We start from the raw sequence: 22,255 nt of genomic DNA, 5'->3' as shown, positions 1-22,255 counted from the left end.
CGCCTGTTGACTGGAGCTCCAAACATGAAGGCCGTTTCTGTCGAAGAAGCAGTCGCGATGATCCCGGCCGGCGCGAGCGTCATGGTCGGCGGCTTCATGGGTGTCGGAACTCCGGAGCGCCTGCTTGACGAAGTGACCAGGCAGCGCAAGTCCGATCTGGCGTTGATCTGCAACGATGCTGCCATTCCGGGGAAAGGCGTCGGAAAATTATTCGACGCTGCCCTGGTCTCGCGTCTGACCGCGACGCATATCGGGCTCAATCCGAAAGCGCAGCAGCAAATGCTGGCCAATCAAATCAACGTCGACCTCGTGCCTCAGGGGACCTTTGTCGAGCGCATTCGTGCGGGGGGATGTGGACTGGGCGGCGTCCTGACGCCGACCGGCGTCGGCACGCTGGTTGCAGAAGGCAAGCGCCAGATCGAAGTCGACGGCAGGCCCTTCCTGCTCGAGACGGCATTGCGCGCGCAGTTCGCGCTTGTTCACGCCTTCCTCGCCGACTACCTCGGCAATCTCAGCTATGCACTCACCTCGCGCAATTTCAATCCGATCATGGCGATGGCCGCCGATACCGTGATCGTCACGGCGGAGCACATCGTGCCTGTTGGCGTCATCGCGCCCGACCATGTTGTCACGCCGGCGCCACTCGTCGATTACCTCATTACGAACGGGTGATCTCCATGGACGCACAGACCATCATTGCTCGACGCGTCGCCAAGGAGCTCAGGAGCGGCGACCTCGTCAACCTCGGTATCGGGATTCCGACGCTGGTCGCGAACTACGTTCCTCCCGATCTCAAGGTGTTCTTTCAGTCGGAAAACGGTTTGATCGGCACGGGGCCGATTCCGGAGCAAGGCATGGCTCATCCGACGCTAACGGACGCTGGCGGCCGCCCGATCAGCGCCCTGCCCGGCGCCAGCACTTTCGACAGCGCCATGTCGTTCGGATTGATTCGTGGCGGCCACGTCGATGTGACCGTCCTCGGCGGGCTTCAGGTCGACGCGCAGGGACATCTCGCCAACTGGATGATCCCCGGCAAGATGGTGCCGGGAATGGGCGGCGCAATGGATCTCGTCAGCGGAGCCAAGCGGGTGATCGTCGCCATGCAGCACGCGGCGAAGGGGAAATCAAAGATCGTACCCAGATGTTCGCTGCCGCTGACCTCTGCGCGGCCGGTGAACCTCGTGGTGACCGACATGGCGGTCATTGGTTTCCCGGACGGCAGGGCCACTCTGCTCGAAACCGCACCCGGCGTCGGCATCGGCGAGGTGATGGCGGTGACCGACGCTGAGCTGGTCGTTCCCGACGAAGTCCCTGAAATGAAGATCTGAGCAGGTCAGCATCATGCGCACATTCAGCGACTTCGATGAGATCAAATCCGCTGTCGGCACCGAGATCGGCGTCAGCGACTGGATCGAGGTGACGCAGGATCGCATCAATCGGTTTGCGGAAGCGACCTGCGACGAGCAATGGATCCATGTCGACCAGGAGCGCGCAAAGAAGGAGCTGCCGGGCGGAACCACGATCGCTCACGGCATGCTGTCGCTCGCGCTGGCGCCGATGTTCATCCGTTCGGTCATCGGGCTGAAGGGACTGCGCAACACTCTGAACTACGGCGCGGACAGGATACGTTATCTGGCGCCGGTACCCGCGGGTTCGAGGTTGCGCGGCCGCATCACGGTTGCCGAGGTGGAGGACGTGCCGCCGGACGGTCTCCGCGTCAACTACCATCTCGTGATCGAGGTCGAAGGCGGCAAGAAGCCCGCATGCGTCGCCGAGCTGATCGCCCTGCACTATCGCTGAACGCGCTCAGTCGATGATGTGATAGCCACCATCGATGTAGAGGACGCCGCCGGTGATCAGCTTGGCGCCGTCGAGGGCCAGGAACGCCGTCGCATTGCCGACATCGTCGATGCTGACCAGGCTGCGCGCCGGCGCCTTCGACTGCGCCTTGTCCATGAGTTCATCGAACTCGGGGATGCCTGACGCGGCACGCGTCGCCAAAGGTCCAGGCGAGATCGCGTGCACGCGGATGCCTTTCGGGCCCAGTTCGGCGGCAGCGTAGCGAACGGCGGCTTCAAGCGCCGCTTTTGCCACGCCCATGATGTTGTAATTCTCCACCACCATCTGGCTGCCATAGTAAGTCATCGTGAACAGCGTGCCGCCATTCTTCATCAGCGGCTCGGCGAGATGCGCCATCCGTAGGAACGACCAGCAGGAGACATCCATCGTCTTGAGAAAGCCGTCGCGGCCGACGTCCACGACGCGACCATGCAGCGCCTCCTTCGGCGAGAAGGCGATCGAATGCAGCACGAAATCGAGCTGCCCCCAGTCCTTCGCGATCCGCTCGAATACCTGTTCGGTCTGCCCCTCCACCATCACGTCCAGCGGCATGAAGATCGGCGCCTCCAGCGCCTGGGCCAGCGGCTCGACGTGCTTTTTAGCGCGCTCATTGAGATAGGTGACGGCAAGTTCGGCTCCAAGTGCGCGAAACGCCCTGGCGCAACCCCAGGCGATCGACTGGTCATTGGCGATACCCACGACAAGGCCCTTCTTTCCCTTCAGGGCAACCTTGGTATCCGGGAACACGGGAATCATGACACCCTCTCTTGTCTCGGGTTGGTCGACGGCTTGGTCATCAGCAGCGACAGCGTGTGTTTTGCAATCATCAATTCTTCGTCGGTCGACACGACGTAGACGGGAATGCGGCTGTCGGAGCGCGATATCCGCGTCGAATGGCGTGCGTTCTCAGCCGGATCAAGCGTAGCGCCGAGCCATCCGAGCTGCTCCACCACGCGCGCGCGAATGGTTGCGGAGTTCTCGCCGATGCCGGCCGTGAAGACGAAGGCGTCGAGGCCTTGCAGGGCGGCGGCGAGCATCCCGGCATTGAGACCGATCCGGTAGGCGAAATACTCGATCGCCAGCTTCGCATTGGCGTCCGAGCTGGCTTCCAGCTCGCGCATGTCGTTGCTGACGCCCGAGAGCCCCTTCAATCCGCAGTCGCGATAAAGAAAGTCCTGCACATTCGAGGCAGACATACCCTTCTCGGAGATCAGATATAGCACGACACCGGGGTCGAGCTGACCGGGCCGCGTTCCCATCGGAAGGCCATCAAGCGCGGTAAAGCCCATGGTGCTCTCGACGCTCTGCCCCTGGCTCATCGCACACATCGAAGCGCCACTGCCGAGATGCGCAACGATCACACGGCCCTTGGCGATATCCGGCGCGATTTGCGGCAAGGCATTGGCGATGTATTCGTAGGACAAGCCATGGAAACCGTAGCGCCGCACGCCTTCGGCATGGAGCTGATGCGGGATTGCGTAATGGTCGGCGAGCGGGCCGTGCGTACGATGAAACGCGGTGTCGAAGCAGGCCACCTGCGGAAGCGTCGGGAAGCCGGCAAGAATCGAACGGATCGGCGCCAAATTGTGCGGCTGATGCAGTGGCGCCAGCATCACGAAGCGCTCGAGACGGGCTACCACGCCATGGTCGATCAGCACGGGACGATCGTATTCCGGACCGCCATGCACGACGCGATGCCCGACAGCGATCGGATGAATGCGAAGCTCGTCCCGCAACCATTCGCCGGCGGTCCCCATTGCGGCGGGAACGTCAGGAACCGCCTCGATCGGGTAAGCGCGATCGGCGATCGGGTTGCCATTCGCGCCACTCGCCCGCAACCGTGGACGACTGCCGATGCCGTCGATCTGGCCCTTGATCTGACGCCGGAGCTTGCCCTCTCCTTCAACAGAATAGACTTGGAACTTGACGCTGGAGGAGCCTGCATTGACGACGAGGATCGTATCCATGGCGGTCACGCGGCGACTGTTGGCGAACGTTGGCGCCTGGCATTGGCATAAAGCGAGGCCACCGCGCACGATGCCATGCGCGCACGCGGCGAGTCCGCGCGCGAGGTCAGGACGACCGGAACGCGGGCACCAAGCACGAGGCCCGCACCATCGGCCTTGGCGAAATAGGCCAGATTCTTCGCCAGCATGTTCCCGGCCTCGAGGTCCGGCACGACAAGGATCTGCGCCCGGCCGGCCACTTCCGATTTGATCCCCTTGATGCGCGCGGCCTCGATATCGATCGCATTGTCGAAGGCCAGCGGTCCGTCGAGCACGCCGCCGGTGATCTGGCCGCGATCAGCCATCTTACAGAGCGCCGCGGCTTCAAGCGTCGATGGAATTTTGGAGGTCACGGTCTCGACCGCCGAAAGGATCGCCACCCGCGGCGATGCGCCGAAGCCGGCCTGAACGTAGAGATCGATCGCGTTCTGGATGATGTCTCGCTTGGCATCGAGATCCGGAAAAATGTTGATGGCCGCATCCGTCACAAACAGGGTTTCGGCATAGGCCGGCACGTCCATCACGAATACATGGCTGATGCGACGATCGGTGCGCAGGCCGCCCACTTTCGCGGTCACGGCCCGCATCAGCTCGTCGGTATGCAGGCTGCCCTTCATCAGCATTTCGCCCTTAGCCGCGTGAATAAGCTCGACGCTTTTGGCAGCCGCTTCATCGCTGTGAGCAGCGTTGACCATCTCGAAGCCGGCGATGTCGAGGCCGTGCTTTCCCGCGATATCCCTGATCCTGTTTTCAGGCCCAACCAGCATCGGGCGAATGATGCCTGCTTGCGCGCTGTCGACAGCGCCGCGCAGCGAGGTTTCGTCGCAGGGATGCACCACGATTGTCGGAAGCGGCGGAACGGCCTTTGCTGCGACGATTAGTCGATCGTACTTGCTGGGAGACTGTGTTTGCCTTGTTTCGGCTGACATGATCTGGCTCCCGGTCCTTTCAGACAGCCTTACGACGCCTTCGCTTTTGGATCGAAAGGGGCGACGTTCGACACGCCCTCCCCGGCATCGACGCCAAACAAGGCGGCGACACGCTGCAACCTTCTTGCGCGCTCGCCCGTGATGTCGCCGCTCGCGGATAGCACCTCGCTGATCGCCGTGAAGGCGGCACGCCGCTGGGCCATATCCTCGGGCAACAGCTTCCGGATGGCTTCAACGGCGCCTTCCCGGTCGATCAGCAGCATGAAGAACTGCTCTCGAACCAGCATTTTGAACTCAGGCAACGTCATCCGCGGTCCACTGTAGTCCCGGCGGATCTGGCGCAAGGCCTCGATGCTGCGCTCATCGACCATTCCCCGCGCTGAGCCGATATAGAGCAGGCTGCGGATGGCTGCCTCGCGCAGACCGCCTTCGCCGATCATCGATTTCAGCTGCGCAATCCGCGTCTCCAGCATCGCGCGATGCTCGGGCGTCATCTCGCGCCGCCGGGATGGTTCGGACTTCGGATCGATTCCGACGGCCGCCTGCAAGGCTGGAGAGCCATAGAGGTTGAGGAAGATCGTTTCGCTCAGCGCTTCCTGTGCATCGCGCCAGCTATCCAGCGCGTGCACAATCTGCTTGGACATCTGCTCTTGGAAGGCGACGAAAGGATTATCCGCGGAAGCCGGCTTGCGGTTGTCCTCGATCTCCTCGGCGGCCGACTTCACCGCCGTCATCCATGGATTTTTGCTACTGGCGGCCTCATACTGCAGCCGAAGTGGATGCAAGTTGCGCATCATGTCCGCCATCTGCGGCGTCACCATGTTCTTGATCCAGGGCCGCACGAACTTCTGGTAGGCGGCAAGGTTGAGCTCCGAGACGCGCTTGGCGGCGGCGAAGCGCCGCTCGTCCTCGGGGGAGTTGCCACCCATGGCGCGGATATCGTCGAGCGTCCGCGCCTCGCAGCGCATCACCCACTGGCCGACGACGAGATCGGAGTTCGTGGTTTCCTCGCCCTTGGCCTCGAACGTCGCTTCGTAGAGTCCCGGCGGCAGCACGTCGATCAGGTCGATATTGCTGGAGAACTCGGCGTGCTCCTTCTTTGCAACCCCGCCAGAGACGAAGATGCCGAGATGGCCGATGCTCTGGTGAACGGTGTAGACGATGGTCTGCCCATAGGCCCGGATCTCGTCGACATCGGCATAGCAATCGAGGATCCAGTTCAGCGCCTGCTGTGGCGGGGTGACATTGTCGCCTTCGGAGCAGAACACGAGAATGGGCGATCGGATATTGCGCAAGTCGACCTTCTGGCCGTCGGACATCTCGATCTTGCCCGCGGCGAGATTGTTACCGATGAAAAGCTCATCGACGATGAACTGTATTTCCTCGGCGTTGAGGTTGACGTGCCCACCCCACCAGCGTTCGAATTCGAGATAGCGGTCAGCCTCGGTGTCGACCTTGGAATAGACGTTGTACTGCTTGGTCCAGAGCGTATTCGACGGATTCTGGTTCTCGAAATTCTGTACCAGCCAGGCGCCGTCGAACTTCCCGGCGCCAAGATCGGAAGTCATCGCCGTCAGCCAGCTCCCGCCTAGCAGACCGCCGGAATAGCGCATCGGATACTTGCCGTGCACGCCGGCCCAATAGGCGAGCGGCGCCCCGGCAATAATGAGCGGTCCGAACAATTCCGGCCGTAGCGACGCCAGAATCATGACCGCCCAGCCGGCCTGGCAGTTTCCGATCACGCATGGCTTGCCGTCAGCCTTGGGATGGAGGCTGATGACCTTCTCGACGAACAACGCTTCGGCCCGTGCGATGCGCTCGATGGTTTGTCCCGGCATCGGTTCCGGCAGGAAGCCGACGAAATAGCACGGATGCCCGGCCTTCATCGCAACGCCGATCTCGCTGTCGGCCTTGAAACCGCCGATGCCCGGCCCGTGGCCGGCGCGCGGATCGACAACGACGAACGGCCGCCGCTCGGGATCAATTTCGACGCCTTTCGGCGGAATGATACGAACCAGCGCGTAGTTGACGGGCTCGTCCAGCTTGCGGCCGTCGATGATCAATTCGGCGGCATATTGCAGGACATGCGGCGCGGTCTGCGCGACATGCTCCCGGTACTGGTCGCCGCGCCGGCGCATGATGTCGAGGAACAGGACGCTCCGCTGGCCGGCATCGACCATGTATTCGACGGCCGAGGCGACAAGCCCCGACAGCGGGCCGCTTGGCACTGTAGGTTTTTCCATCGACATGTTCCGACCTCATCGTCGCGCGGTTTCATCCAAGGCACTCAGAGTTGGCCGATGTTGATTTAGGTCAACGGTCGACGATGCTTGCGGCTGCGGAACGGCGCGGTCGGTCCTGATCCAGGCCATCATGAGCTCCCAGGCCACCGACAGGATGATCGGCCCGATGAAGAGACCGACGATTCCGTGCCCCAGCGTGCCCCCGATCACGCCGATGAGGATCACGAGCGTCGGCGTCGTCAGGCCGCGCCCCATCACGAGAGGTTTCAATATGTTGTCGAGAATGCTGACGATTCCGAGAAAAAGCGTCAGCAGCAACGCCGTGGTGAGGTCTTTGTCGGTCCAGATCCAGATGATCACCGGCAGCATGATGATGGCTGCGCCGATCTGCACGACGGAGAGCAGCAGCACGAGGAAGGCAAGCAGCCCGGCAATCGGGATGCCGGCCAGCTTGAATCCGATGCCGGCCAGCAGCGCCTGGACGACTGCGATCCCGATCACGCCCTGGGATACCGCGCGAATAGTTGCGCCCGCCAGGTCCAGGAAGTGCTCGCTTTGTTCGGGCACGATCCGTGACAGGAACTCCCTGCCCGCCGTCACGAGCTGCGGTCCATAGGGAAAGAGGACGCCGGCGACCGCGACCGATAGCAGGAACTTGATCGTGCCCACGCCGGCATCGCCCGCAACGCCAAGCAGCGTGCCCGCAAAGGGCTTCAGATACGGCACAATCCGCTGCAGAACCGAACGGAGATTGGTCGAGGCCTGATCCCAGAAATCGTAGAGCTGCGTTCCAATCAGCGGCCAAGTCTTGATCGTCGCGGGCGGCGACGGAATGGCCAGATCGCCCGCCGCCAGCTCGCCGGCGAAATCTCTGATCCCGTCGACCGCGCCGAGACCGAGCCAGGCCGCCGGCCCGATGACGATCGCGAGATTGATGGCCGTGAGAATGACCGCGGCGAGCTTCGCCCGGCCGCCCAGGATCTTTGCGAGCAAAACAAAGACGGGATTGAACGCGACCGCGAGCACGAGAGCCCAGACCAGGATCGTGACGAAGGGACGGACCAGATAGAACGTCCAAACGATCAGCAGAGCGAGCAATCCGAGCCGGATCACGAGCTGGATCACGTCCTCTCCGGTGAGAAGCTGGCGAAGTGTCTTCAAGGCGGCGTCCAGGTCCAGACCATCAGCAAGCGTAGCTCGCAGCTTGGCGATGCAATCTTGATCTGGATCAAACACTCCACGGGCCGCGGGGACCTGATCAGCCGACGCCGGGCCCTATCGGAGCCTGTTTGCCTTACCGGGAGCCGTGATGTCGGACGCCGCCAACTACAGCGCACGCGAGCACTTGCCAGATGGAAGTCAGGTCGAAATCCGGGCGCTTCGCCCTGAGGATGAGTCCGGCATGCTCGCCGCAGTGGAACAGACCGGCGCCCGATCATTGCAGCGCCGGTTCTTCGCGACGAAGCACCACTTCTCCGATCGCGAACGCGCCTTCTTCATGGACGTCGATTTCAGGAATCACGTCGCGCTGGTGGCGCTTGCGACGGAAGCCGGCCAAAATGCCATCGTCGGGGGCGGCCGCTACATCGTCTTCGAACCCGGGCGTGCCGAGATGGCCTTCATGGTGGTGGACGCCTGGCAGGGACGCGGAATCGGTTCGATGCTGGCCCGTACCCTCGTTGCAATCGCTCGCAGCGCCGACCTGGCCGAGCTGACGGCGGAGGTTCTTCCGGAAAACGCCAGGATGCGCAGCGTGTTCGACAAGTTGGGCTTCGCTCCCTCAGCAAAGCTTGATCCGCACACGATTCACCTGGTGTTGAAGCTCAGCTGATGCGGAGCCGTAGAGCTATCCTTTCGCTCACCATACGAATCGTCCCTCTGCGGTCTAGCGGCATCGACGAGCCCAATCGCGCGTACATCTTTTTTGTTCGCGATATCATCCCATTCTACGACCCACATGTGGTCGATCCGTACCCAAATGGCGTCGCCCTGTATTTCAGGCCATGAAGATGCAGAAACAAACGAGGGAGATCAGCAATGTAAGCTGGGTTCTCGACCGAAGCTTAGAATGGTCACCTGGCCTTCCAACTGAAAGACGTCCCCATGGACCGGCGCTCGTTCCACAACGGCTCATTCGGCGAATTGATGAGCCCAGCAGCCCAAGCAGATCGTAAGGGGTGGGTTGTCATTCGTCATCGCAATTCCTAGGGCAACCAGCCTGCCGGCTCGATCTTCAGACCGCCATAGGCGAGCTCAGCATCGCGCCGTCGTGTTCACCATTTGTCGGCCATCCCAACGATCGCCATATGCTCGCGCTCGCCTTCGCGAACGCGTCGACGAACTCAACAGGCACACTGAATGGCCGAACATCGGCGAGTGTGGGCGAAGAAGCCGGCGACCTTCATGATCATGGACGACACCTGCACGCGCGCCTGTCCATCGCCTAAGCGAACGGGCCGTTCAACCAGAATAAGGCTGATCGCTGGTCAGGAAGCCCATGGACGCGGGCGGCAGCCTGCTCAACATCGGGCCCTCGCGGTCGCGCTCCTGCTCGTCTTTAGCCAACGATGGAACACTTCAAATCAGCACGTCATGAGGCGCGGGTAAAATGGCATGATGCGGAAGGTTATGAACGGGGGCGACCGCGTGTTCGTCCAGTGCATTAGGGATCAATTTGCCGATGACGTGAAGATCCTTTTCCTGACCGAGGGAAACGTGCGGATCGAGCGGGTTATTAACCTCAACTACCGCGACGAATGTGGGAGGAGTTGCATAGCTATCGAAGCGAAACGCGAGTTCTGCGCCGCCAATTTCGGAGGCAACTTTAGCCGGCTGTACGTGTCCCAAGGCGGTTGCAGCAGATTGCCCGGCCTGCGGCCAGTTTCCGGCGTTACTGCCATTTGCGACGCTCGGTTCGACCATCTCGGCTGCTTCCGGTGCGTCTTCAGAGTGGCGTGAATCGTGCCCGGAGTTGCCCTGCTCCACGACGGTCGACTCTTCCTCGGCTGACGCTCCCGCAACATCCAAAACCGGAGCGTGATGCTTGGCGCCATTTCCCGGTGCGAAGCCAGCTTCAGTCAACTCTGTGGCCGCGTTTGGAGGCCCCGGCTCTGAAACGTGCTGTGAGCCACCACGGCCCGTGCTGCCAGCCGCTGCGATGCTCGGCTCACCGAGATCAGCTGCGTCCGGTGCGTCTGCAGAGGCTGAGTGCCCCGAATTGCCGTGTTCCACGGCATCTGCTTCTGCCGTCTTCGCTGACCCTCGCGAAGCGTCCGAAGCGGGGGAATGATGCTCGTTGTCATTGCCGACGCCATTCCCACGTATGACGCCAGCTTCAGTCAACTCCGCTGCTGCCTTTGCAGACCCTGGCTCTGAAGCGTGCTGTGAGTTACCGCGGCCAGGGCTACCGAGGCCTGGCTCACCAGCGTCGGCTGCTTCCGGTGGTTTTGGCGAGGCTGAGTGCCCCGAATTGCCGTGCTCCACGGCATCTGCTTCCGCCGTCTTCGCTGACCCTCGCGAAGCGTCCGAAGCGGGGGAATGATGCTCGTCGTCATGGCCGACGCCATTCCCCCGTATGACGCCAGCTTCAGTCAACTCCGCTGCTGCCTTTGCAGACCCTGGCTCCGAAGCGTGCTGTGAGTTACCGCGGCCCGGCCTACCGAGGCCTGGCTCACCAGGGTCGGCTGCTTCCGGTGGTTTTGGTGAGGCTGAGTGCCCTGAATTGCCGTGTTCCACGGCATCTGCTTCTGCTGTCTTCGCTGACCCTCGCGGAGCGTCCGAAGCAGGGGAATGATGCTCGTTTTCATTGCCGACGCCATTCCCACGTATGACGCCAACTTCAGTCAACTCCGCTGCTGCCTTTGCAGACCTTGGCTCCGAAGCGTGCTGTGAGTTACCGCGGCCCGGGCTACCGAGGCCTGGCTCACCAGGGTCGGCTGCTTCCGGTGGTTTTGGCGAGGCTGAGTGCCCTGAATTGCCGTGTTCCACGGCATCTGCTTCTGCTGTCTTTGCTGACCCTCGCGGAGCGTCCGAAGCAGGGGAATGATGCTCATTATCATTGCCGACGCCATTCCCCCGTATGACGTCAGCTTCAGTCAACTCCGCTGCTGCCTTTGCAGACCCTGGCTCCGAAGCGTGCTGTGAGTTACCGCGGCCCGGGCTACCGAGGCCTGGCTCACCAGGGTCGGCTTTTGGCGAGGCTGAGTGCCCTGAATTGCCGTGTTCCACGGCATCGGCTTCTGCTGTCTTCGCTGACCCTCGCGAAGCGTCCGAAGCGGGGGAATGATGCTCATTATCATTGCCGACGCCATTCCCACGTATGACGCCAGCTTCAGTCAACTCCGCTGCAGACTCTGCCTCAGGAGCGTGCTGTGAGTTACCGCCCGCTGAGAGGCTAGAGCCACCCCCCTCATTGATGGGCTCATTCTTCGATGTGAGATTTTCAACTACCGTCGCGCTATGAACAAGCACGATCGGTGAAACATGAGGCGACCCGCCGGACCCATCAGCGCTCTCATCCGTTGTACCCGCCGAATCGCTGCTGAGGGTTCTGAACCTTGTCGCTCCCCCTAAGCCGGTCCGAGCCTGCCCGAATTCGAACCCCAAGCCGTCGTCGGCCAGAATGTTCCAAACTCCAGCGATCCCGAGTGTGCTCTCGCTCGTCCCGACAGCTGTATGGGCACTGTCCGTACTCAGAACAGTCTCATCGCTTGCGGTCGCCGAAATCAGCGCTTCTTCGAGCTGCTCCAAGGTGATCGCGACAGCCGCGCCTTCCGGCTGGCCGACGAAATCCGACTCCGCAATGGAGACAATCCCTTGCAGATGGATTTCGAGCAGGGCCCTGTCCCCGACATCAAGACTCCGATCGGTCGGGTTCACGTAGACGATCGTTTCGTTGGTTGCAGGATTGTAGATCCAAGCGAGGGTATGCGGCGGTACAGACTTGCTTGCTGCTGTCATATGAAGCCAGGCAAGCGCTCCGAAAGCCGCAAGATTGATCCTGCTCGATCCAGATGCGAAATCGAAGCCAGAGTGGGAAGAGCTCGAATTAGAGTCGATCGCGGAGCCAGAAACAACATTTTCGCCAACGTTGCCGCCCATCTGTTGATCGTGGCCATCTCCGCCAATACCGGCCTCGTGACCAGTGTCCCGTGAGCCAAAAGGTCCTTGCAGGTTGTCATCCGCAGCGCCATGACTCATTTGGCTCGAAACGCCTTCTCCAGCAACGCGCTCGTTGCCGGTGGTCCCAAGCGCGGCAGGCAGCCGCAAATCGTGCAAAGGGAAAGCCGGGGGCGAGCCGTTTACCTCATTGGTATCAGCATCGGTGATCCCGGCGAGTTTTGTGGTCGCATTCTCGGCGGTGACCACCACGAAACTGTCGATCGGCGCTTTGACCGGGTCATGCGATTGCACGGCAAGATGGGGATCATTCAGTGCGTAGATCAACGCACCGGTCAAAGTGGCGAAGGTGCCATACCCTCCGTGAATCAACGTCGAAGTGGAATTAAGCCGCGGGAATTGATGTTCCGCGGTCGGGTCGCCACAGATCTGTGGGTCGCTGGCTCCCCGCAGTAATGGCGTAGGAAGATTGGGCGTGCTCGATCCAACTGGACCGTAGTCTTTCCACGCTTTCGAGCCTACGGATTGCTCAGCCGGCCGCAGCGCTTCTACTGCCGCCGCCGGGTTCGTGACTAGGCTCGCCTTGGCAAACAAGTCCCTCTGGGTGAGCGGGGGCGTCTCGCCGGATTCCTCGACCATGAGGTATCGGAGAATAGCTCTTTTCCAGGGCTCATATTCGGCATGCTCTCGCGCGCGACCGACGCTGTCGTCATCCGGATCCACGTCGTTCGCTTCCGACGCCTTGAGTTCGTCCGCAATTGCGAACGCCAGGAACGCCAGCGCAAGATGGCCGAAGCCGGACGGGCGCTGCAACAACGCGAGGGTAGCGAGCACAGTTCTGTTGGTAATTTCGAGCTTCTGAAATATGTTGTACAGGTGTACTTTGACTGTCCCTGGGGAAACGCTTAGCTGGCGCGCGATCTCCTTGTTCGACATTCCTTCTGAGACCAGTCGTACAATTTGACGCTCCCGGTGCGTCAACAGCTCCAGCATCGTTTCAACTTTGCCGCCGCCGTCAGCTCCCTCGTCGGCTGGCAACAGATCGGATTGCTCGGGCGACACGCTGCGCTTTGTCATCAGGCGCAGTAATCGCAGCATAGTGTCGGAGGAAGCATGCTTCGAGATTACGCTGGAGGCGCCAGCAGCAATAGCTGCGGTTAGATCGTGATCTGCTTCGGACTCGGTAAACAACACCAAGCGCGTGGAGAGATTCTCAGCTTTCGCAATCGCGAGGATCTCGGGTACCGTCAGATCTGGCAGGTTGTCAGCAACAAGCGTGACATCGGGTGCCAAATTCCGAATTGCTTCGAGGCAGCTTGTTCCATCGCTGCATGATGCGACAACGTCGAAGTCCTGCTCTGCCCCGAGCACCGACTTCAGCCCCTGTAGAACGATCGGTTGTCGATCTACGATCAGAAGCCGGATCCGTCTCTGCTTCACAGACACGTCTAACATGGTCTCTGCCTCGGCCCGACCATCTATGTACTTCGGCATATGGCCGAGGCCAAGCGGGATTATTAAAATACAATTAATTGCGTACGGAAAGAGGCTTAGCGGGCCAAAAACGACCTAAAATCACAAGCTTACAGGGATGTAGGCGAGAAATATGTCATTTGACCCATGGCCATTGCCATTGCCATTGACTGGCTCGATGCTTACCGCGCGGGCGACATCGAGGCGATCTTAGAAATGCATGCCGAAGATGCCGTGGTGCACTGCGGCTGCGGGGGCGTCAAAACCATTACCGGCCACGAGGCACTTCGTGCCTATTGGATTGATCGCCTCCGAGAATATCCGGCGGGCACATTGAGCGATCTCAATCCATTGCACGAGGGGACCATTATCTCGTACGTCATCAATAGTGGTGTCATGAGTGCGCTTTTCTCGTTTGACGTTACCGGGCAGATCAAGGCGCTAGACTGCAGTCCCTCACACTAGACCTGCGGCGCGATCGTTAGAGAAAGCATGTCGAAGGACGATACGCCTCCAGCGAGAATGCCAACTTGAGGCCTCCCAGCGACTGCACGGCCCATGCGGCGCGAGCGTGTGAAGGCGCTCAAGTCTCGGCTTCAACTTGAAGCGATGCCACCTGAACTCGTCTTCAACCAGGATATTAGCGGGGCCAGATGACGAGAGCACCTATCGCCATTGCCTCCGCTGCGGCATGCGATCGTCGGGCCGCGTATGCTCGCCATTGGCCATGGGAACCATATCTTTGGTGGTCGGTTGGCTTGCTGTTGAGCTGGCACTCTGCAGAGCAGCTCGACACATCGGCATGAGTTCTAGTGCCGAACATCCGTCGGGAGCCAATCCCATGATGGACCACGCGACCAGAGTTGGTAATCGTTTGTTAGCAGGGTTGCCACCAGCGGATTTTGCTTTGCTTGCGCCTCATCTGCGGAAAGTCGTGATCGAACGCGATTCCGTGCTCGTCCGATCGGGCGAACAAATTGAACATCTTCTCTTCCCCCTCAGCGGCGCGATCGCGGCGATCACAGGGCTGCCGAACGGGCAGACAGTTGCTACGGCGATAATCGGGCACGAGGGCGCTGTGGGTTTGACGTCAGCGTTTGGTGCATCCGCCGCGCCCGCGACGGCGGTCGTCCGCATATCCGGGGCCGCGTTGCAGATCTCGCCTGCGCAATTCCTGACAGCACAACATCGCAGCCCCGCAATCGCATCCATGGTGCAGGTCTTCACGATGTCGTTGTTGACGCAACTCCAGTACACGGCGGCCTGCAATGCACTGCATTCCGTCGAAGCCCGCCTGGCGCGCTGCCTTCTTCACATCCACGATCGTGCGGATGGAGGTGATCTGCTCCCGCTGACGCAAGAAACATTGTCGGAGTTGCTGGGCGTCCGCCGCACCACTGTCACGCATGTCGTGTGCACAATGCGCGCGTCAAGGGCGTTGAAATCCAATCGGCGCGGCCAGCTCGAGATTGATCGGCCGCGGCTCGAAGCCGTGGCATGCGAGTGCTACAAGGTCATGAGCCGCAGAATCGATCGGATAGTCTCGCGCGGCGCGGTCGGGCTCGGCCATGGGGCTCCAGCGCGGCCCCCTTCCCGCTCGCCCGGTAGCCGAATAGCCGGGACAGGCTCGTAGAACCGATTCGCTTCGCGAACCACTCGCACATGCACCCTCGCGATTCAGCAAAAAAGTGCCCGAGACTCGGTCGTTACAAATCGCCCCATCCTGAGCGAGCACAAGAACTTTGCAGCGATGGCTGGCGGTGAATCAAGGCAGCTCGGCTGGCCAGATGTGCTTTCGGCCTCGCGTTTGGCCTGTCGGAGCGCAAGGCCCAACCTGGCTTTGGCCGCCTAGCAGCCCATAGGGCTCCTTCATGGGCCGAAAAGTTCTTACCGGCTGGATTCGGTTGCGCTGGAGATCCGCGTATTAGCTCCGGGGCAATCGGCCTTGCGCTTTTCCTCGTTCTCTTCGTCTGCGCAATCGACCCCACCATTTGCGCTTGGAATTCCAGAGCTGCCACCGGTTGCGAAGGGCCCTTTGGCACTGCCTCCGCCAGCACCGGACCCGCCGGTACCGCCAGATCCGCCGCCGGATGTCCCTCCGGCACGAGAAGATCCAGCAGGGCGACCGCCAGGTGCTCCCCCGCCCCCTGATGATCCGCCACTGGAACCCCCTGCCGCGGATGACCGATTATTGTCGAAGAACGACTGGCCGCTGTCGCTTTGCCTCGCCCCCTGCAAGCCGCCCGAACGTGCAATGGCTTTTGAACTCAGGGAGGTGGACAGAAGCAGCGTCATGACAGGGGGCGTCACGGCTGCAAATCTTCCGCAGGTTTTCAAAAACGCCCGCCGGTCGTCGTCTTCGTTGCCGTCTCGGGTCACGACGCGCCTCCTCGATTTAAAATATTATTTACATTATTATATATTAAATCAATTCTCAACCACTAATTTTCTTGGCCTTGTGAGAGGTTGCTGAACGTGCGTGCCTCGGACAGAAAGCCGGCAATTTCCGGTCTCTTCCCCCGTTTTTGCCAGGGCACTCTGCCGACGCGCAAATTTGAGTTGCGTTATGGCATTTAATTAGGTTAATTTTCAATTAACCGGGCGCGGGCTCGGCTACAATGGACCCTTGCGATGCCACTGGAATTCTATCGGTCCGTCCGGGACATGGAGATCTGGAGTGCGAACAGCCACGGCTTCTCGTTCGTGATCAGTTTCGGAAGCCCGGGAGGTCCGGGTTTTCACGGACGCTCCGGCTACCTGGCAAGTTGGCGTCCGCTCCACAACAACCAGGCCGCAATCAAGATTGGCGGCTCGCCCTTTCGAACGTTGGCCGAGGCCGAAGGGGCCTGCCGCAACATGATTGAGCATCTCGCAGCGCGATAGACCGCCTTTCGCAGACTCCCGAAAACGCCAGGCCCAGCCTATCAATCAGCGCTGGCCGGATCCTGACGCAAAAGATCAAGGGAATCCAACTCACCTGGCGCTGAATGCAGCTCGTTTCGCGAAATCGCCAATGCCGCAAGAACCGTACGATTGCTGATATCCAGCTTCTGAAAGATATGATGAAGATGGACCTTGATCGTACCGTCGGCAAGATTCAACCGACGCCCAATCTCCTTGTTCGATAGCCCCTCCGATACCAGCCGCATGATCTGCCGCTCCCGGTCAGTTAGCTGTGTCAGGGGCTTCTCACCGGCGTGGGGCTTCTCGCTGACGTGACCGGTGCTCGAGGCGGCTGCTTGGCGCCGGGCAGCTTTCCGCAGAGTTGCGACCAGCATCTCCACACCCGAATCTTTCGAGAGGACGATGCAGGCGCCGTCCGAGGCCAGCCTTTGTAACTCACTGTCGCCCGCCATACCGGTGAAAAAGATTATCGGAGCACGGCGGCCGACGGCCTTTGTAGGAGCGAGGATCCGCTGTCGACTGAAGTCGGGTAGTGCAGCATCGACAAGCGCGACGTCCGGCGCAAGAAATCGAATTGCCTCGATACAGCTAGCGCCATCGCTGCAAGAAGCAACGACCGCAAAATCACGCTGCGCCGCAAGAACGCTCCTAATCCCTTGCAAGACGATCGGATGTCGATCAGCGATGACAATTCTGGTACGGCGCATGCTTCCCCTGCCTGTTGCTAACAACCCCCCTTGCGGCCGTTTAATCCCACCCCCCTTTTGAGACGCGCGAATTTATAACCAGTCAGGCCCCTCACTAGCGACGCGTCTTAGGTCTGAGACACCGCCTGGCGGCAACGCTCGATGGCCGCGCTACCGTAGCTCGCCCAGAGAATGCTTGCAGCACCGTAAGAATGCGGTGCTCAACGCAAAATAAGAAACCGCAAATTCCACGAGGATATTGAAGTTTCGTCTACAATTTTTGATAGCCCCGATCTGAAAATTCACTCCAAGAATGTCATCGGTCGTACTGATCGGGGGGTTATTATTATGGTCAACATCCAACTACCTTAGCTAGTGCCGGATATTACGAACGATATATAGGGACATTCGCGATTCAAATCTAACATTCGACGAAGTTTCACTGATGCGAGGCTGTTCGTGAAGCCCTCGCTTCGGGAAGAGAGGTGAGAAAAAGTATTACTATTCATCAAAGCAACGGCAGGTAGTCAAGGACCGAACAAGGCTGCTGTTTATCGTAGCCCGTGTAGTAACCGATGAAGTCCCAGTACCGCGCTTGAAGCTGATTCGCCAATTCAGCAACTTCAATGATCGGCACGGGTCGTCGTTGGCAATGAGTAGGTGATCACATGTATTCTTCGGCGATTTTGCATCAAACACATAAGGCCCTCATCGTTCAATTCACCGAATTGCAGAACTTACGTATTCGCGTGTTGAAAGCAGAGAAGCGATTGCTCGAGCCCAAGCGACGCCCCCCCGGACGGAGGGCGCTTGGGAAGCGACCGCGCGGTCGGGGACACAGCCTCAACCGCTAGCACCAAGTACTGCACTGCACACAAGCGCCGCCACGCGCTCGGATCGCGCTTGCCCAACCCTGGTATGACCTGATAATCCCCCTCCAGTTTCGGTTCGGAAGTAGCTGGGGACGGCTTCCATGGAGAAGGGTGACTGGGCCAACTTGACCACAGCCGAGCTGTGGCGGCTTTACGATGAGGTCACGACCGTTCTCAGTCGCAGGATGACCGCGGAAAAGGCCAAGCTCGAAGAGCGGCTGCGCAAGATTGAGGGGACCGCCGTGTCGTCCCCGACCGGGGAACGTCAGCGCCGTCCGTACCCCCCGGTGCTACCGAAATACCAGAACCCGAAGAACCCCTCCGAAACCTGGTCCGGCCGCGGCAAGCAGCCCCGCTGGCTGAAAGCGCAGCTGCGCGCCGGCAAGAAGCTGAACGATCTCCTGATCAACCGCTCGTCCGCACAAAGACGCCGCCGGACCGGCTGATTCCCAGCCACACCGCGGCGGCCCAAGGGCCGCCGATTTACCTATTGTCGTCCTCTTTCCCGTTGGGGGTGCCGTCACCGCCGCCATTGCCGAAGCCGTTGTTGCCACGCACAATGCGCCCCCCTGAACTGGCTATCGCGGCCGAGGTCAGGGAAGTGGAGAGCAACAGCGTCACTGTCGGAGGAGTAACCGCGGCGAATTTTCCGCAGGTCTTCAAGAACTCACGACGATCATCGCCTTCCGCGTCGAGTTGGGTCATCGGCTCGTCCTGCTAAAATCCAGCCCGATCTTGAAGGTAGACCAAAATCATCGCCTTCTCAAATTAAATAAGTTAATCGCGCGATTTGAGTTTCGCCGGTGGCGATCACGATTTGCATCGGCTGGCAGGTGCCTTCAATCTCTCGTGCGCCAGTTCGATCGCGAGCTCGTCGCTTTATTTTGACATTTAATGTTGAACCAATTCAATAACAGCATTTAATTTGCTGGCGGATTTGGGCCTGGCTCCAAGCGCTGCAACCGTCTGCGGCATTGCATGTTGATTTCCAACTTTTGAGCGGTCTCTTTGCTCGAAGGCGATAAGCCGACGAGAGCAGTCTCCAGGCTACATTAGTTAGCTCTGACTAGGCCGGACTAGCGCAGGGCAACCAAATGCCTTAGCACCGGCAGGAATATCCCTATTGACGAAAGAGTTGGTCCCTATAATAGCCTGATTGCCGATCGTGACACCCATCTGAACCACCGAGTTCGGGCCAATGTATACGCCATCACCGATCCGAGTGGGAGCGCAATCAATTGGCTCCCTTCCGAGCGATATTGAACGATTGACCGTATGATGCGTGTAGATCTGAACGCCCGCGGAGATGGAGCACCAATCGCCGATCTGCAAATCTCCACCTGATCCATCCAGAATACATCCCGGTCCAATCCAGGTATTTCGTCCGACCTTCACAGATCCCAGTACGAGCACGTTGTCGTACATCGTGCTGCCCTCTCCAAAGCCATATGCTGCGGCGTTATCCTCGCGCTCGGTGAGAAGGTCTCCGATCGACACCCTCCGATCGAACTGCTTCCGCTTACGAACTGCGAGCGCCCTCAAGAACTCGCGCGCAAATGCGAGCCATTGATCCACACGGTCATCGGACATTCTGGGATCTCGCAACATCGGAAGCACCACCAAATTTGAACTGCTAACCGCCTAGATTCGACTGCACGAAATTCATGGTCAGGCCAAAATTAGGAACACAACTTGTCGAATTCAACAACTCAATGATCGAATAGCTTGCTCACCCGCAACACAGTCGCACAAGCGAACGGGCAGCGACATGAAGCGGAGTCCAATTGTCATATTTGACCACCGATTAGCTCACTACTGCATCATATCACGCAAGGCGCCGTAGTAGCGCACCAATGCCCGCCGCTCGTATCGATCAATCATGACCAGCTCTGGAAGCGCCCGTCGCAAGGCTTCCGAAGTGCGCGCTGGTTCAGCGCGAGGTAACAGCTTTGCCGTTCTGAGTTGACGCGACCTTGGCATTTTGCCGTTCGCGAACGCCTTGTCAATTTGCCGCATCTCCCCGGGGGCTGAAGATGACGGGCTCAATCTGGGTCACCGCAAAGGAACGGTGCAAGCGGCCCACCGAATCGCCGACTACGTCGTCCGCTCGAAACGTGGCGCTACGAATTGTCTCCCCGGGCAACCATAGTCTTTGTACAACGCTTATCGGCTGCACAGGAAAAGATTAGCCCCCATCAAAAGATTAGCCCCCATAAAGAAGGCGGTAGCCCCGGGCACGATAAGCAGTGCTATGGCGCATATTCATAAAATGCTTGTACATGTCCGCTTCGCTCCGAAAGCGATCGTTTTTGTGCAAGCGCAGCAACTGACGCGCTGGGCAAGGGCGCAAGCAGTGCAGCATGTCAAACGCTGTTGGATCACCGCGTCGGGATGGCCGAGCAGTGAGGCGCGAGCGCAAACGTCAATTACACAATGCGTATTGTTTTGTTTCTTCGGCAGAGAGCCGCCTTCCTCGACTTTTCGTGGTTACGGCAGCAATCGTTAGACCCCCTGCCTTTGGGAGCCGCTCGGTCCGCGCCTCCAGGTGTTAGCACCCCAATCGGCTTGCTTTCGAGCATCGCATCGAAGGTCAGGCCTGTGCAGTGTCATAGTGCGGCGGTGCAGCACCTTCCAAAAAACAATCGCCTGACAGATCACAGTCTTGGCCCGCCTAGGGGAGAGTTGACAGCAGAAGGTCTGCCCAGGCTCTCGCGACCTTTTGCTCTCCCGAAGCGCCGAAATGACAATCGTCGTACCGATCCAGATCGCCAAGCAAGGCGTCTGAATTAACTCCGCTTCTCAGATTGGCGGCCGGATCGGGAAGCGCCAGTTGAGCGCGCGCGACCGGGTTGTCGGCAGAATGGAAGCGCGTTCCGCCGTTGCTTGCTCCCAGGCACTTGGTTGCGATGGCAACGTATACCGGCGCCGCAACGCCAAAAGATCTCAACGAACTGACCAGCGACACAAAGCGATCGCGGTAGTCCTTCTCGTTCGTTCCCCTCACATAGTCGATCTCACCTTGGACCCAGATGACGTGCGTCACAAGATAACCCCGCTGCTGCAGCTGGCTCGCTGTGTCGGTCATGGTTCTGTTCAGATCGCCGCCGGGCCCCCAACGAGACACCTCCGCGCCGCTAATGGCCGCGGGCGCCAGTACGACCTGATCAAACGATTTGTGATCCAGCAGAAGGTTGCCGAGTTGGGTCCAATATTCGCCGCCGATGCCGTCAGATCCCAGCAGGGGCGATGCGGCGACATAGCATTGCCCATTGAAGAAATTGACAACCTTCTCTCCGTATTCCGAGCGGAACCGCTGCCCTGCGTGATTTCCAGCGTTAGACTGCCCGATCAGCAGCAGCACGGCCGTACGGTCCGTCTGCTGCGGGCAAGTGACAGCATTCTTCCGATCGCCAGATGCGAGCCGCCCCGCTTTATCAAATGTGTAGAGGTCGTGGGGAGCCGTCGCGCCCGCGCGAGTTTTCAGCGCCTGAAACAACGGGAATGGAAACAGATCGTGGCGACCGCTATACCCTCCAAGCAAAAACGTCCCGGCCAAGAAGAGAATCGCTAGTAAAAAGCTCGCGGGCGACATGTGCATTCGAACACCTACAGGGTTGGCCCCGTCGCGTTTTGGAAAATAACGGAACGATGGGTGGCGCAAAAGGGCCTTGGCAAGCAGTGCGTTATTCTGACGCTGTTTACGCGGAGGTCTCATCGAGGTTGGTCAATCGCCTGCCTGTGGTGCAGCTCAACCTGGCGGCTTGGGCGTGTCGTCTGCCGGGAATTGATCGCGGTGGCCTACAGCCCGATGAGGCCAGAGGAACGGCCGACCATCTCGCGCAGCAGGTCGGCATCACGGCCTTTCTCCACGAGCGCACGAAGGTTCATCTTCTCGTCGGTCATCGGCGGTTCCTCGACTCAGGTTGGGTGTCAGCAACGCAACCCTACCGGCGAATTGCCGGTGACCACCGCAAAGCCGTCCGTCCGCTACGGCGCTATTTGAGGCCGCGCCTGCCGACGGCTTTGCTCTACCGGGACACGACCGGTGGCCCGGTGGCTGCCTTGCCGAGGAGTTCTCGTTCAGCTATCCGCCTAAGCGCGTTTGCCGGACACTCGGCGTCAAAGATCTTGTCCTGGAGACCGGCAGTTCGAGCGTGACCGCCTTGAAAATGGGACACAGAAGTC

At 59.9% G+C, this 22,255-nt stretch carries 17 protein-coding genes and 1 pseudogene; 7 read left to right on the top strand and 11 right to left on the bottom strand.

Annotation, left to right across the window (positions count from 1 at the left end):
- Positions 1-24 precede the first annotated feature (24 nt).
- From IVB26_RS16185 to IVB26_RS16175, 3 genes are read left to right on the top strand one after another with little or no spacing between them, the layout of a single operon-like run.
- The gene (locus IVB26_RS16185) at positions 25-672 is read left to right on the top strand and encodes a CoA transferase subunit A (protein ID WP_247972561.1); all 648 of its coding nucleotides are present in this window, start codon (positions 25-27) and stop codon (positions 670-672) included.
- A gap of 5 nt (positions 673-677) precedes the next feature.
- The gene (locus tag IVB26_RS16180; RefSeq protein WP_247972560.1) at positions 678-1,328 is read left to right on the top strand and encodes a 3-oxoacid CoA-transferase subunit B; all 651 of its coding nucleotides are present in this window, start codon (positions 678-680) and stop codon (positions 1,326-1,328) included.
- Positions 1,329-1,341: 13 nt separating this feature from the next.
- Entirely contained in the window at positions 1,342-1,800 is a 459-nt protein-coding gene (locus IVB26_RS16175) for a MaoC family dehydratase (RefSeq protein ID WP_247972559.1), read from the top strand.
- 6 nt (positions 1,801-1,806) lie between these two features.
- Here the strand turns inward: IVB26_RS16175 and fabI are convergent, their stop codons facing one another.
- The 5 genes from fabI to IVB26_RS16150 are packed head-to-tail and all read right to left on the bottom strand — an operon-like array spanning position 1,807 to position 8,178.
- On the bottom strand, positions 1,807-2,595 hold the full coding sequence (gene fabI / locus IVB26_RS16170; protein ID WP_247972558.1) for an enoyl-ACP reductase FabI: 789 nt from the start codon (positions 2,593-2,595) through the stop codon (positions 1,807-1,809).
- Positions 2,592-3,806: an acetate/propionate family kinase gene (locus tag IVB26_RS16165; protein WP_247972557.1), complete on the bottom strand. Its 1,215-nt coding sequence runs from the start codon at positions 3,804-3,806 to the stop codon at positions 2,592-2,594. Before IVB26_RS16165 ends, fabI begins: the two co-directional genes overlap by 4 nt.
- Before the next feature lie 5 nt (positions 3,807-3,811).
- Positions 3,812-4,774 carry a phosphate acetyltransferase gene (locus IVB26_RS16160; RefSeq protein WP_247972556.1) on the bottom strand — a complete coding sequence of 321 codons (963 nt, stop codon included), beginning with the start codon at positions 4,772-4,774 and terminating at the stop codon, positions 3,812-3,814.
- A gap of 29 nt (positions 4,775-4,803) precedes the next feature.
- Positions 4,804-7,023, bottom strand: a complete 2,220-nt coding sequence (locus IVB26_RS16155) for a DUF3141 domain-containing protein (RefSeq protein WP_247972555.1) — start codon at positions 7,021-7,023, stop codon at positions 4,804-4,806.
- Positions 7,024-7,032: 9 nt separating this feature from the next.
- A complete protein-coding gene (locus tag IVB26_RS16150) occupies positions 7,033-8,178 on the bottom strand; it encodes an AI-2E family transporter (protein ID WP_247972554.1) in 1,146 nt (381 codons plus the stop codon).
- 148 nt (positions 8,179-8,326) lie between these two features.
- On the opposite strand from IVB26_RS16150, the gene IVB26_RS16145 reads away from it, so the two are divergent.
- Positions 8,327-8,848 (top strand): GNAT family N-acetyltransferase, encoded by a 522-nt coding sequence (locus IVB26_RS16145; protein WP_247972553.1) that lies wholly within the window; start codon positions 8,327-8,329, stop codon positions 8,846-8,848.
- A 746-nt stretch (positions 8,849-9,594) separates the two neighbouring features.
- Here the strand turns inward: IVB26_RS16145 and IVB26_RS16140 are convergent.
- The gene (locus IVB26_RS16140; protein ID WP_247972552.1) at positions 9,595-13,590 is read right to left on the bottom strand and encodes a response regulator transcription factor; all 3,996 of its coding nucleotides are present in this window, start codon (positions 13,588-13,590) and stop codon (positions 9,595-9,597) included.
- Between the two features lie 165 nt (positions 13,591-13,755).
- Between IVB26_RS16140 and IVB26_RS16135 the strand changes: the two genes are divergently transcribed.
- The gene (locus IVB26_RS16135) at positions 13,756-14,073 is read left to right on the top strand and encodes a nuclear transport factor 2 family protein (protein ID WP_247972551.1); all 318 of its coding nucleotides are present in this window, start codon (positions 13,756-13,758) and stop codon (positions 14,071-14,073) included.
- A 376-nt stretch (positions 14,074-14,449) separates the two neighbouring features.
- Positions 14,450-15,241: a Crp/Fnr family transcriptional regulator gene (locus tag IVB26_RS16130; RefSeq protein ID WP_247972550.1), complete on the top strand. Its 792-nt coding sequence runs from the start codon at positions 14,450-14,452 to the stop codon at positions 15,239-15,241.
- 413 nt (positions 15,242-15,654) lie between these two features.
- On the opposite strand, the pseudogene IVB26_RS43530 reads toward IVB26_RS16130, so the two are convergent.
- Both IVB26_RS43530 and IVB26_RS16115 read right to left on the bottom strand, forming a co-directional pair.
- A pseudogene (locus tag IVB26_RS43530) lies at positions 15,655-15,987 on the bottom strand (hypothetical protein); the annotation flags it as partial.
- Positions 15,988-16,532: 545 nt separating this feature from the next.
- On the bottom strand, positions 16,533-17,219 hold the full coding sequence (locus IVB26_RS16115; RefSeq protein WP_247972548.1) for a response regulator transcription factor: 687 nt from the start codon (positions 17,217-17,219) through the stop codon (positions 16,533-16,535).
- A gap of 952 nt (positions 17,220-18,171) precedes the next feature.
- Here IVB26_RS16115 and IVB26_RS16110 point away from each other — a divergent pair.
- Positions 18,172-18,516: an H-NS histone family protein gene (locus tag IVB26_RS16110; RefSeq protein ID WP_246916349.1), complete on the top strand. Its 345-nt coding sequence runs from the start codon at positions 18,172-18,174 to the stop codon at positions 18,514-18,516.
- Positions 18,517-18,553: 37 nt separating this feature from the next.
- On the opposite strand, the gene IVB26_RS16105 is transcribed toward IVB26_RS16110, so the two are convergent.
- The 3 genes from IVB26_RS16105 to IVB26_RS16095 form a co-directional block, all read right to left on the bottom strand.
- The gene (locus tag IVB26_RS16105) at positions 18,554-18,775 is read right to left on the bottom strand and encodes a hypothetical protein (RefSeq protein ID WP_247972547.1); all 222 of its coding nucleotides are present in this window, start codon (positions 18,773-18,775) and stop codon (positions 18,554-18,556) included.
- Between the two features lie 351 nt (positions 18,776-19,126).
- Positions 19,127-19,660 (bottom strand): acyltransferase, encoded by a 534-nt coding sequence (locus IVB26_RS16100; protein WP_247972546.1) that lies wholly within the window; start codon positions 19,658-19,660, stop codon positions 19,127-19,129.
- A 1,081-nt stretch (positions 19,661-20,741) separates the two neighbouring features.
- Positions 20,742-21,668, bottom strand: a complete 927-nt coding sequence (locus IVB26_RS16095) for a sialate O-acetylesterase (RefSeq protein WP_247972545.1) — start codon at positions 21,666-21,668, stop codon at positions 20,742-20,744.
- Between the last annotated feature and the right edge of the window lie 587 nt (positions 21,669-22,255).

Source organism: Bradyrhizobium sp. 195 (genome assembly GCF_023101665.1).
GTDB lineage: Bacteria > Pseudomonadota > Alphaproteobacteria > Rhizobiales > Xanthobacteraceae > Bradyrhizobium.
Note: the sequence above shows the minus strand (reverse complement) of the source record. Positions and strands in the feature narration are given on the sequence as shown.

Bases quoted from the DNA above. Each gene is read 5' to 3' on its own strand.
- IVB26_RS16185 (WP_247972561.1), top strand. From the start codon at position 25: ATGAAGGCCGTTTCTGTCGAAGAAGCAGTCGCGATGATCCCGGCCGGC.
- IVB26_RS16180 (WP_247972560.1), top strand. From the start codon at position 678: ATGGACGCACAGACCATCATTGCTCGACGCGTCGCCAAGGAGCTCAGG.
- IVB26_RS16175 (WP_247972559.1), top strand. From the start codon at position 1,342: ATGCGCACATTCAGCGACTTCGATGAGATCAAATCCGCTGTCGGCACC.
- fabI (WP_247972558.1), bottom strand. From the start codon at position 2,595: ATGATTCCCGTGTTCCCGGATACCAAGGTTGCCCTGAAGGGAAAGAAG.
- IVB26_RS16165 (WP_247972557.1), bottom strand. From the start codon at position 3,806: ATGGATACGATCCTCGTCGTCAATGCAGGCTCCTCCAGCGTCAAGTTC.
- IVB26_RS16160 (WP_247972556.1), bottom strand. From the start codon at position 4,774: ATGTCAGCCGAAACAAGGCAAACACAGTCTCCCAGCAAGTACGATCGA.
- IVB26_RS16155 (WP_247972555.1), bottom strand. From the start codon at position 7,023: ATGTCGATGGAAAAACCTACAGTGCCAAGCGGCCCGCTGTCGGGGCTT.
- IVB26_RS16145 (WP_247972553.1), top strand. From the start codon at position 8,327: ATGTCGGACGCCGCCAACTACAGCGCACGCGAGCACTTGCCAGATGGA.
- IVB26_RS16140 (WP_247972552.1), bottom strand. From the start codon at position 13,590: ATGTTAGACGTGTCTGTGAAGCAGAGACGGATCCGGCTTCTGATCGTA.
- IVB26_RS16135 (WP_247972551.1), top strand. From the start codon at position 13,756: ATGGCCATTGCCATTGCCATTGACTGGCTCGATGCTTACCGCGCGGGC.
- IVB26_RS16130 (WP_247972550.1), top strand. From the start codon at position 14,450: ATGATGGACCACGCGACCAGAGTTGGTAATCGTTTGTTAGCAGGGTTG.
- IVB26_RS16115 (WP_247972548.1), bottom strand. From the start codon at position 17,219: ATGCGCCGTACCAGAATTGTCATCGCTGATCGACATCCGATCGTCTTG.
- IVB26_RS16110 (WP_246916349.1), top strand. From the start codon at position 18,172: ATGGAGAAGGGTGACTGGGCCAACTTGACCACAGCCGAGCTGTGGCGG.
- IVB26_RS16105 (WP_247972547.1), bottom strand. From the start codon at position 18,775: ATGACCCAACTCGACGCGGAAGGCGATGATCGTCGTGAGTTCTTGAAG.
- IVB26_RS16100 (WP_247972546.1), bottom strand. From the start codon at position 19,660: ATGTCCGATGACCGTGTGGATCAATGGCTCGCATTTGCGCGCGAGTTC.
- IVB26_RS16095 (WP_247972545.1), bottom strand. From the start codon at position 21,668: ATGCACATGTCGCCCGCGAGCTTTTTACTAGCGATTCTCTTCTTGGCC.